General features: G+C 32.9%; 9 protein-coding genes and 1 other annotated feature. All 9 genes read left to right on the forward strand.

The genetic code is table 11. The annotated features are described in order from the left end of the window. The first annotated feature begins 18 nt into the window (after window positions 1-18). Entirely contained in the window at window positions 19-1,113 is a 1,095-nt protein-coding gene (locus HYG85_RS19390) for a hypothetical protein (protein ID WP_212691055.1), read from the forward strand. Between the two features lie 33 nt (window positions 1,114-1,146). After that, window positions 1,147-3,621 carry an ABC transporter permease gene (locus tag HYG85_RS19395; RefSeq protein ID WP_212691056.1) on the forward strand — a complete coding sequence of 825 codons (2,475 nt, stop codon included), beginning with the start codon at window positions 1,147-1,149 and terminating at the stop codon, window positions 3,619-3,621. A gap of 16 nt (window positions 3,622-3,637) precedes the next feature. After that, a complete protein-coding gene (locus HYG85_RS19400) occupies window positions 3,638-4,318 on the forward strand; it encodes an ABC transporter ATP-binding protein (RefSeq protein WP_212691057.1) in 681 nt (226 codons plus the stop codon). Between the two features lie 205 nt (window positions 4,319-4,523). Then, window positions 4,524-4,758: a binding site (T-box leader), on the forward strand. 184 nt (window positions 4,759-4,942) lie between these two features. Then, window positions 4,943-5,446 (forward strand): acetolactate synthase small subunit, encoded by a 504-nt coding sequence (ilvN, locus tag HYG85_RS19405; RefSeq protein WP_212691058.1) that lies wholly within the window; start codon window positions 4,943-4,945, stop codon window positions 5,444-5,446. 128 nt (window positions 5,447-5,574) lie between these two features. Beyond that, the gene (gene ilvC, locus HYG85_RS19410) at window positions 5,575-6,561 is read left to right on the forward strand and encodes a ketol-acid reductoisomerase (RefSeq protein WP_113671335.1); all 987 of its coding nucleotides are present in this window, start codon (window positions 5,575-5,577) and stop codon (window positions 6,559-6,561) included. Window positions 6,562-6,743: 182 nt separating this feature from the next. Beyond that, the gene (gene cimA / locus HYG85_RS19415) at window positions 6,744-8,336 is read left to right on the forward strand and encodes a citramalate synthase (protein ID WP_242986370.1); all 1,593 of its coding nucleotides are present in this window, start codon (window positions 6,744-6,746) and stop codon (window positions 8,334-8,336) included. A 109-nt stretch (window positions 8,337-8,445) separates the two neighbouring features. After that, window positions 8,446-9,705, forward strand: a complete 1,260-nt coding sequence (gene leuC / locus HYG85_RS19420; protein ID WP_212691059.1) for a 3-isopropylmalate dehydratase large subunit — start codon at window positions 8,446-8,448, stop codon at window positions 9,703-9,705. Between the two features lie 96 nt (window positions 9,706-9,801). Next, window positions 9,802-10,290, forward strand: a complete 489-nt coding sequence (gene leuD / locus HYG85_RS19425; protein ID WP_113671332.1) for a 3-isopropylmalate dehydratase small subunit — start codon at window positions 9,802-9,804, stop codon at window positions 10,288-10,290. A 170-nt stretch (window positions 10,291-10,460) separates the two neighbouring features. Next, on the forward strand, window positions 10,461-11,516 hold the full coding sequence (leuB, locus tag HYG85_RS19430) for a 3-isopropylmalate dehydrogenase (RefSeq protein WP_212691060.1): 1,056 nt from the start codon (window positions 10,461-10,463) through the stop codon (window positions 11,514-11,516). Window positions 11,517-11,527 lie beyond the last annotated feature (11 nt).

Here is an 11,527-nt window from a genome sequence, read left to right on the forward strand (position 1 = left end):
ATAAGAAAGGGGATTTTTATGAGTGAAGGTGTATTCAAATATACCAACGATATTTTTTTTCTAGAAGATAAATTGCCCTTTAATAAAACCAGATATCTAGTAGGTAGTCAGGAAAAAGAAAGTTATATATCAGTAAATAAGAGTCAATATATGATTCTTGAAAAAATATATAAGCTGACCCAAGAAAAAAATTATACCTTTTCAGAAATTGAAGATTACCTTATTAACAAGATGCATAAGAAAATTGATGTGAACAATCTCTATGAAAACCTTAGCAAGAAGGGGTTGATGGAGAATACTATCAATCTATCTCCTAACAACGAGGTCAATATGATAAGTACTGATATTCTAAACTTTGAAGTAGATGAGATACCAAAAACTATAGTCAGAATAATAAAAGTCTTGTCAAAGTTATCTATATTGTTTAAAATATTAAGTATAGTATTTATTGGTATTATATTATTTAACATAGACAAATTAATGCATATCAGAGGTAGTGTATTTGTTTACGATAATTCATCAATTAAGGGTTTTGTAATAAGTATGTTGGTTGCTATTGTAATTATACTAATACATGAATTTGCCCATGTTTTTGCTGCTATAAATGTAGGGTTGAGAGATATTCAGTTCTATATGGTTTTATATGTGAAATTTATACCTATGTACTATACGAAATATTCTAAACTCATGCAGCTAGAGTATAAAAAGAAGATACGGGTTTTATCTGCTGGGTTGAAGACAAATGTATTTCTTTTACTTTTATCACTGGCATCAATATGTGTGATAGATATGAACCAAATGGCTTATGACATAATGGTAAAATTCAGTGTGGTAAATACATATTTCATACTTTTGAATTGTAGCCCTTTCATATCCAATGATGGCTATTTCATACTTACCAACACTTTTGGGATAGATTCCCTTAGACTCAATTTGTGGAAAACTATAATTAATGTTTTCAAGAGACAGAAGGTTGCAAAGATAAAAAATAAATTTGTATTGACTTATATGGTAATCAGTACTGTTTTTCTGATTGGAAGTTTTGTCTCTATGTTCCTATGGATTAAAGACGTAGTTATTGAAATCATAAAAGGTGTTCAAACATTTATTTAGATTGTATCAAAATATATAATAAGGGTGAGAAAAATGATTAAACTTGCGTACAAGATCATGAAACAAAAAAAATCAATTAGTATAGGAATGATTATTTGTATATTCATGTTGATAGTTTTGACAATGACTACTTTCATGTATCTTGATTATTCTTTTGAGGATTTGGAGATAAACTTAGAAGAGAAGTATGGAAATACGGATATCATATTGTACAATTTTGATGATGTGGAAATAGATGTAGATAATATATTGTTAGACATCAAGGTTGATAATATATCTGAAGGATGTGTATTTGAAGCAAAAGCAGGTAGTAACATTGTCTATATCTATGGGCTGGATTTTGATACTTATCCTTTAATAAATGATGTGAAAATTGATAATTTCAATGAAGCTGGTACTAATAATCTTTATCTGACAGAAACAGCAGAGGAGTTACTTGGTTATAATCATGGTAATCCAATAGATATTGAAGTGGGTGATGCCGAGTATTCTTTTGAATATACTGGAACCATAAATAAAAAATCCATATATGAATTTGGCAACAAGGAAAGCATTAAGGCTTATATACCAATACAACAGATTGAATCCAACATGGATATACATAATAGGAATCTATATTTCCTAGATATCGCTGAAGGAGAAAGTGTATCTAGAACCGTTGAAAAACTAAAAACAGAAAATCCAGATATATCTGTTATCAATGTGTTGGAACACAAGAATCTCACAAGGAAAACTATGACTTCATCATTTGTATATGCGGTTATATTTGTCTTGCTTGCTTTAGCAGCTGTCACTTGGGGAATATTATTCAATTTTAGCAGTATCATATTGAATGATTTCATTTCTCAAATAGGTTTCTATAGAACATTGGGTTTAAGTACGCAAAAAGCTACAAAGATATTCAAGTATTATAGTCTGATTTTAGGTATGATCGGATTAGTAAGTGGTGTTGTCATAGGTATACTAGCTGGCAATCTATCCATATTTATACAATATGATAGTTTCCATTTTCAGCTGCCTACAGATTATAGTATCTATACATGTATTATCATAGCCATTGTCATTCCTTATTGGACAATGATTATTCAAATAAATAAGATGAAGGATTTGACAGCTATTACAATGTTGAATCAATACAAGAAAAACAATTTTGATGAAGAAAAGTATAATTCTAGAAGAAGTCTATTGATAGGTATTGGTTTTATTTGTTTGTTCAGCCTAAGATACTTGGCTGATGATTATTTTGATGGATTGAAACTTAGTATATTAAATATATTGTTTGTAACATCCATACTATATGGAATTCAATATATCTCACCTCATATATTAGGGTTCATATCCAAATTTTTAAGAGGAAAGAGATATGTCAACTTCTTCTTGTCATTCAAGAATGTAGTCATCAATAAGAAGCAGGTAAGAGGTTTGTTGGGGACGATAATCACTGTCATAGCTTTTCAGATTGGGATGTACAGTGTTTTCCATAATGTGAGAGTAGATTCGGCTAATAAATTTGAGAATCAATATAATGGTGATATTTTTATAAATGATATATATACGGATGAAGATACCATAGAACAAAAGATCAAGGAGATTGAAAGTATTGATGGAGTTCAGAGGTTGGAAAAAGGCGCTAAGCAGTATTTGCAGATACAAGGAAATAACATTGTAGCTTATTTCATTGACTCAGAGGATTTTCAGACTTTCTTCAATTATGATTTCATAGATGGAGGAGACAGTAAGAAGATTTATGAAGCATATGAGAGTGGTAAGAATAATGTTATTATAGGAGAAGGTCTCAAGTTAAAAGGAGACATCAAGACAGGAGATGTACTGCCACTGGAAGATGTGGATAAAGTATTGAATTTGAATGTAATAGGAATCTGTGATTCCAATGAATATATGGGTAATGTTGTTTATCTGAATAAAGATCTTTATCCTGATATAAAAATCAATCTATTGACAGTAAAATTCAAGGATGGTTACGACAAAGAAGCCTTATACAATGAAATAGAAAATATACTGAAGACAGGATTGGTCATCCAGCCATCCATGTTGTCCAAAGAAGTTTTGAGAGATAGATTCAAGAAAAATGCAATCAAGAATACTCAATATATAGAATATATTCTATTGTTCATGACGACTATAGCTATCTATACGGTAATTAATTCAATAAATATATTTGTGGAAAAAAGAAAGAGAGAATATGCTATGTTGTTTAGTTTAGGAGCCAATAGAAAGACTCTCTCCAAGAACATTATAATAGAAGGGTTAATCATTATTACAACGGGATTGATATTAAGTCTTTTGACAGGCTATTTGATTACACCATGTTTTGTAGATGTGGCTATGTTCACATCTGGGATGAGTAAAGTATCAATGTATTCATTTGATATAAAAACATCGTTAGGAATATTACTCTATGCTTTTTGCTTATTTACCATCATGATATGTTTTAAAGCCCATGAGTACAAAAATAAAGATTACATAAGTATTCTAAAAGAAGACTAAGGAAGAGGTGAAGAATATGGATAATATTATAACTGCGAAAAACATATGTAAAAGTTATAAAATAGGAGAAGATAGTCAAGTTGTCCTAAGAGACGTAAGTATTGATTTTCCAAAAGGAAGTTTTACTTGTATTATGGGGGCTTCTGGTTCTGGAAAAAGCAGTTTGCTGTATATACTAAGCGGATTGGATGCTTATGATACTGGTGAAGTGTATTTTAATGGTTCAAGACTTCCTGATTTTTCGAAAGAAAATGATAAGGAACTTAGTAAGATAAGATGCAATAATTTTAGCTTCATATTTCAATTCTATAATTTACTGCATGCATTGACAGTTGAAGAGAATATATATTTACCTCTTTTATTAGCCAAGAAAGATGTGAAAGATTATACAGATAAGATCAATAGACTTCTTGAAGCAGTTGGACTTACTGATAAAAGAAATAAGAAGATCAGTACCCTCTCAGGAGGGGAACAGCAAAGAGTTAGTATAATCAGAGCCTTGGTAGCTGAGACAGAAGTAATCTTTGCAGATGAGCCAACAGGTAATCTGGATTACGATAATTCCAATAAAGTTATTGATCTTCTAGTTGAATTATCCAAGAAATATGATAAAACAGTTATATTGGCGACTCACGATCATGAAGTGGCAAAGCGAGGAGATAAAATTTTAACATTAAAAAATGGGATATTAATTTAAATGAATAATGATTATGTGCATTTATTTGTACTAGGAATAAAAAGTAATAGGATAACTCATGAGTTATCCTATATTTATAAATATACATTAAAAAGTATAAAATTACCATGAAGCTTTTTGAAATAAATACAAAAAAACATCATTAAACGCTTGACACGGATACTTTATCTTGGTATAATACTATCAATCGAAAATGAATTGTCTGATAAATGCAGTGATAGAGACGTATAATTTGCATATGTAGTTGTAGAGAGCTGATGGTTGGTGAGAATCAGTACTACTGCAAGAATATACATCACTCTTGAGCAGGACCATTGAAATTAGAGTAGGTGGTTGCCGGGGAGCCCCGTTATAGGCTAGGGTTTGTTAGAACCTGTTTTGAGTGGTCTTTTAGTATAGAGACAATTAGGGTGGTATCGCGTGGTTTCCTCGTCCCTACAGTTTATTCTGTAGGGGCGTTTTTATATATAAAATTAATTATGTTACTAATGAGAATGAAATGTACAAGAGTAAAACTTTCATTAGAAATGTGGTAGTTTAATTTAATTATTTAGTACATTGATTTATTAAAATGATAAAATTCATTGCTTAGTAAACATATAAAATCTGGAAGGAGGAATAATTATGAATAGACACGTATTATCAGTTTTAGTTACAAACCATTCTGGGGTGTTGAGTCGAGTCGCTGGGCTATTTAGTAGAAGAGGGTACAATATTGACAGTCTATCTGTTGGGGTAACTGAAAATCCAGAATTTTCTAGAATGACTATTGTAGCTAGAGGTAATGATTTAATTATTGACCAGATAACAAAACAACTAAATAAATTAGTTGATGTTATACATATAATAGAACTCAAACCAGAAGAATCTGTGTACAGAGAGTTAGCTCTTATCAAGGTATCAGCCAAAGATGGAAACAGAGCAGCTATCATAGAAATAGTTGGTATCTTTAGAGCTAACATAATAGATGTTTCAAGTGAAACCCTGACCGTTGAGATTACAGGAGATCAAAATAAAGTAAATGCTTTTCTTGACTTAGTTGAACCTTATGGAGTCAAAGAAATTGTTAGAACAGGACTTACAGCACTTGAAAGAGGCAGCAAAGAAATAAAACAATATATTGATTAGCTAAGGTAAAGGCTAAAATATCATTTATCATAGTGAAAAATGTCCGATACGTACATTGTATTATATATAGATGAATTTATTTTAACCCATCCCTAACTTAAATAAAGAAAAAATAGGAGGAAATAAAAATGGCAAAAATGTTTTATGAAAAGGATTGTAACTTATCATTATTAGAAGGAAAAACTGTAGCAGTCATCGGATACGGAAGTCAAGGTCACGCTCATGCACTGAATCTTCATGAATCAGGTGTAGAAGTAGTTGTTGGTTTATATGAAGGAAGTAAATCATGGAAATTAGCTGAAGATGCTGGTTTAAAAGTTGCTGTAGCTGCTGAAGCGGCAAAACAAGCTGATGTAATCATGATTTTAATAAACGATGAAAAGCAAGCTGATTTATATAAAGAAAGTATTGAACCTAACTTAGAATCTGGAAACTCATTAGTATTTGCTCATGGTTTCAATATTCATTACGGACAAATCGTTCCTCCAGAAGACGTAAATGTTTTCATGGTAGCTCCAAAAGGACCAGGACATACAGTTAGAAGTCAATATGTTGAAGGAAAAGGAGTTCCTTGTCTTATCGCAGTATACCAAGATGCTAATGGAGCTAAAGATTTAGCACTTGCTTATGCAGCTGGTATTGGTGGAGCAAGAGCCGGTATTCTTGAAACAACTTTCAAAGAAGAGACAGAAACAGACTTATTCGGAGAGCAAGCAGTACTTTGTGGTGGTGTATCAGAACTTATAAAAGCTGGTTTTGAAACACTTGTTGAAGCTGGATACCAACCAGAAAGTGCATATTTTGAATGTTGTCATGAAATGAAACTTATCGTTGACCTTATCAATGAAGGTGGATTATCATACATGAGATATTCTATTAGTGATACTGCTGAATACGGAGATTACTCAGTTGGTAAGAGAATCATTAATAAAGACAGCAAGAAAGAAATGAAGAAAGTACTTGCAGAAATCCAAGATGGTACTTTTGCAAGAAACTGGATCTTAGAGAACAAAGCTAATCGTCCAGCATTTAGATCTAGAAGAAGAATAGAAGCTGATCATCAAATCGAAAAAGTTGGAAAAGAACTTAGAAAAATGATGAGCTGGATGAAGTAATTAATAAACACTAATATATGGTCGGTTTATTAACCGACCTTTTTACTAAAAAAATTGAGGGCAAAATTATACAAAACTTACAAAATATAGTATAAGATGCTCACTAAAATTATTGAAGTTGCACTAAGATGATTGATAGGGATATTGTATTAAGTTGTCTATTATATAGGAGGGAATATCAGTTGGAAAAAAACATAAAAATCTACGATTCCACCCTTAGGGATGGTGCTCAAGCTGAAGGGATTTCCTTTTCGGTTGAAGATAAAATTAAGATAGTAAAAGCTCTTGACGAACTAGGTGTTTCCTACATTGAGGCAGGCAACCCAGGGTCAAACCCTAAGGATTTGGAATTTTTTGAACGTATTAAAAGTATTGAATTAAATAACACTAAATTAACTGCCTTTGGAAGCACAAGGCGTAGAAATATTAAAGTTCAAGATGATGCTAATGTCAAGTCACTGCTTTTAGCTAATTCTCCAGTAGTGGCAATATTCGGTAAGAGTTGGGATTTCCATGTTACAGATATTATAAATACTACATTAGAAGAAAATCTAAATATGATTAAGGATACTCTAGCATTTTTCAAAGAAAAGGGTAAAGAAGTTGTCTATGACGCTGAACATTTCTTTGATGGATATAAGGCAAATCCTGAGTATGCTATGAAGACCTTAAAAACTGCAATTGACGGTGGAGCTGATAGTTTAGTTCTTTGTGATACCAATGGTGGTTGCATGCCTAATGAAATCTATGAGATTACCAAATTGGTTGTAGACAAATATAAAACAGAAGTAGGTATCCATTGTCATAATGACTGCGGTATGGCAGTTGCAAATAGTGTTATGGCAGTATTTGCTGGTGCTAAGCAGGTTCAAGGAACATATATAGGTTTTGGAGAAAGATGTGGTAATGCTAATTTATCAACAGTTATCGGTAATCTACAGGTTAAAAATGACTATGAATGCATTAATGAAGAAAACTTGGAACTAATTACTGATATAGCTAGAAAAGTGGCTGAAATAGCTAATGTTTCCTTAGATGATAAAGAACCTTATGTTGGTAGAGCAGCTTTCACACACAAAGGCGGAATGCATATTGATGGTGTAAACAAGGCTTCTAAATCATTTGAACATATCAATCCTGAGATTGTTGGAAACGAAAGAAGATTCTTGATGTCAGAAGTAGCGGGTAGAAGTACTATCCTTAAGAAAATACAAAAAGTTGCTCCAGACGTTAAGAAAGATTCTCCAGAAACAATACAGATAATGGATAGATTAAAAGAGTTAGAGCATGAAGGCTATCAATTTGAAGGTGCAGAAAGTACATTTGAATTAATTATAAGAAAGAACTTAGGTAAATATAAACCATTCTTCAAGTTGGAGAATTTTAAAACAATAGGTGAAAAACCTAATGATAATGGAGAACTGACTGCTTTTGCTATGGTCAAAGTAAAGGTTGATGATAAGATCAAAATGGCAGCTGCAGAAGGTGATGGACCTGTAAATGCATTGGATAAAGCACTTAGACAAGCTTTGGAAGTATTCTATCCAGAACTTAAAAAAGTACATTTAACTGATTACAAGGTAAGGGTTCTAGATACAAAAGAAGCTACTGCCGCTAAAGTTAGAGTACTTATATCATCCACAGACGGAAAGCATGAATGGTCAACAGTAGGTGTTTCAACAGACATCATTAATGCAAGTCTAATAGCTTTAATTGATTCAATCGAGGTCAAGTTACTTAGAGAGCTGACAAAAAAGATTAAAGCTTATATATAAAAATAATTAATAAAGAGTTATAAGATTATAAATACTAGTGGTAACAATTAAATGATAAAATAGTAAAAAAAATTAAGTGAAATAGATATATCAAAAGGAGGACATATAAATGGGAATGACAATGACTCAAAAGATTTTAGCTGCTCATGCTGGTCTAGAAGAAGTAAAGGCTGGGCAATTAATAGAAGCTAATCTTGATTTGGTGCTTGGTAATGATATTACAACACCTGTTGCGATAAAGGAATTCAAGAAAATAGGTGTAGATAAGGTTTTTGATAAAACTAAGGTTGCAATAGTACCTGACCACTTTACACCAAACAAAGACATAAAAGCAGCTGAACAATGTAAGTGTGTAAGAGAATTCGCTCTTGATAAAGAAGTTGAGAATTATTTTGAAGTTGGAGAAATGGGAATTGAACATGCATTGATTCCAGAAAAAGGATTGGTTGTACCAGGTCATGTCGTAATAGGTGCTGATTCACATACTTGTACTTATGGTGCTCTTGGTGCATTCTCTACAGGTATCGGAAGTACTGATATGGCTGCTGGAATGGCTACAGGAAAATGTTGGTTCAAAGTTCCTTCAGCATTAAAATTCGTATTGACTGGTAAACCAGCTAAATGGGTAAGTGGTAAAGATGTTATTTTACACATTATCGGTCTTATCGGTGTAGACGGTGCTCTATATAAATCAATGGAATTCGTTGGTGATGGACTTGAACATCTATCAATGGATGACAGATTCAGTATGGCTAACATGGCTATAGAAGCTGGTGGAAAGAATGGAATCTTCCCTGTTGATGAAAAGACATTAGAATATGTCAAAGATCACTCTAGCAAAGAATATAAAGTATATGAAGCTGATGAAGATGCTGAGTATGATGCTGTATATGAAATAAAACTAGATGAACTTAGACCTACAGTAGCTTTCCCACATCTTCCTGATAACACTCGTACTATTGATGAAGTAGGAGAGGTTAAGATTGATCAGGTTGTCATTGGTTCATGTACTAATGGTAGAATAGAAGACCTACGAGCAGCTGCTGAACTATTAAAAGGTAAAAAAGTAGCAAAAGGTATAAGAACTATCGTTTTCCCTGCTACTCAAAAAATATATCTTCAAGCTATGGATGAAGGTTTAATCAGAACATTTATAGAAGCTGGAGCTGTTGTAAGTACTCCTACTTGTGGACCATGTCTTGGTGGACACATGGGTATCCTTGCAAAAGGTGAAAGAGCAGTAGCTACTACTAATAGAAACTTTGTTGGTAGAATGGGTCATGTAGAGTCAGAAGTATATCTTGCAAGTCCAGTTGTAGCGGCAGCATCTGCTATACTTGGAAGAATTGCTGGACCAGAAGAATTATAAAATAAATAATATAGATCAATATAAGCAGATAAGAAGAAATTGATTTAATTAGAATATTAAGAATAAAAAAATAATAATATGCGTAGAGGTGATTAGATGAAGGCTAGAGGTAAAGTTTTTAAATACGGCGATAATGTAGATACAGATGTAATAATTCCAGCAAGATATCTAAACACAACTGAGCCAAAAGAGTTAGCGGCTCATTGTATGGAAGATATAGATGGAGATTTTGTAAAAAATGTTAAAGAAGGCGACATCATGGTTGCCAATAAGAATTTTGGATGTGGTTCTTCAAGAGAGCATGCTCCAATATCAATAAAAGCGGCTGGAATATCTTGTGTTATAGCTAGTACTTTTGCAAGGATATTCTATAGAAATGCCATTAATATCGGGCTTCCAATTCTTGAATGTGATGAGGCTGTAAAAGGTATTGAGGCTGGAGATGAAGTTGAAGTAGATTTTGATAGTGGTATGATAACTAATGTGACTAAGAATAAATCATATCAGGGGGAAGCTTTTCCGGAATTTATGCAGCAGATTATTAAGGCTGATGGGTTGATTAATCATATTAAGAATAATAGGTAGAGAGATATAGAATTATGGTAGAGGGGGTCAGGGTAAAGTGACATAAATCACTTGCCTTACCCTGAGAAGCGGTCGGTCTGCGTGATTTATGTCACTTTACCCTTCTGCCGTCATGATTATGGTATATATATTTAGTGTGATAAATGTGAAATGAAAGGGATGGACTTAGGATGAATTATAATATAGCAGTTATTCCTGGTGACGGGATTGGACCAGATATCGTGGAGCAAGGTAAGTTGGTTCTTGATAAGGTAGGAGAAAAGTTTGGACATAGTTTTGAGTATAAAGAGGTTTTAGCTGGTGGGATTGCGATAGATAAAGTGGGGGAGCCTCTTCCGCAGGAAACTATAGATGTTTGTAAGAAGAGTGATTCAGTTCTTCTTGGTGCAGTTGGAGGTCCTAAGTGGGATAATCTAGCTGATAGACCAGAGAAAGCTTTATTAGGACTTAGAAGTGAGTTAGAGTTATTTGCTAATATTAGACCAGCAACAATGTTTGATCAATTGAGAGATGCGTGTCCATTAAAAGATGAGATAATCGGAGATGGTGGACTTGATCTTGTAGTTGTAAGAGAATTGACTGGTGGTATCTACTTTGGTGAAAGAGGTAGACAAGGTGAGAAAGCTTTTGACACTATGGAGTATGGTGTTGATGAGATAAAGAGAATAGCAAAGGTTGGATTTGACATTGCTATGAAGCGTAACAAGAAAGTTACTAGTATAGACAAAGCTAACATATTGGAGAATTCAAGATTGTGGAGATCAGTAGTAGAAGAGATGGCTAAAGATTATCCAGAGGTTGAAGTTAATCATCTATATGTAGATAATGGTGCTATGCAGTTGGTAATCAATCCAAAACAATTTGATGTTATCCTTACAGGTAATATGTTCGGAGATATATTATCAGATGAAGCTAGTATGATAACTGGATCAATCGGTATGCTTCCTTCAGCTAGTTTAGGTAGTTCTAAGCTTGGTATGTATGAGCCTATTCATGGTTCAGCACCAGATATAGCAGGAATGGACAAAGCTAATCCAATAGCTACTATATTATCTGTAGCTATGATGTTAAGATATTCATTTGATTTGGAAGATGAAGCTAAGGCTATAGAAAAAGCTGTAGAAGAAGTGTTGGAAGATGGATATCGTACTGGTGATATTATGAGTAAAGGTATGAAATCAATTGGAACAAAAGAAATGGGTAGTTTGATAGCAAGTAAATTATAAGAAGATAGGGT

Source organism: Vallitalea guaymasensis (assembly GCF_018141425.1).
Lineage (GTDB): Bacteria > Bacillota > Clostridia > Lachnospirales > Vallitaleaceae > Vallitalea > Vallitalea guaymasensis.

Coding starts and splice junctions, on each gene's coding strand:
- HYG85_RS19400 (WP_212691057.1), top strand. CDS start 3,638: ATGGATAATATTATAACTGCGAAAAACATATGTAAAAGTTATAAAATA.
- HYG85_RS19390 (WP_212691055.1), top strand. CDS start 19: ATGAGTGAAGGTGTATTCAAATATACCAACGATATTTTTTTTCTAGAA.
- ilvN (WP_212691058.1), top strand. CDS start 4,943: ATGAATAGACACGTATTATCAGTTTTAGTTACAAACCATTCTGGGGTG.
- leuD (WP_113671332.1), top strand. CDS start 9,802: ATGAAGGCTAGAGGTAAAGTTTTTAAATACGGCGATAATGTAGATACA.
- ilvC (WP_113671335.1), top strand. CDS start 5,575: ATGGCAAAAATGTTTTATGAAAAGGATTGTAACTTATCATTATTAGAA.
- leuB (WP_212691060.1), top strand. CDS start 10,461: ATGAATTATAATATAGCAGTTATTCCTGGTGACGGGATTGGACCAGAT.
- HYG85_RS19395 (WP_212691056.1), top strand. CDS start 1,147: ATGATTAAACTTGCGTACAAGATCATGAAACAAAAAAAATCAATTAGT.
- leuC (WP_212691059.1), top strand. CDS start 8,446: ATGGGAATGACAATGACTCAAAAGATTTTAGCTGCTCATGCTGGTCTA.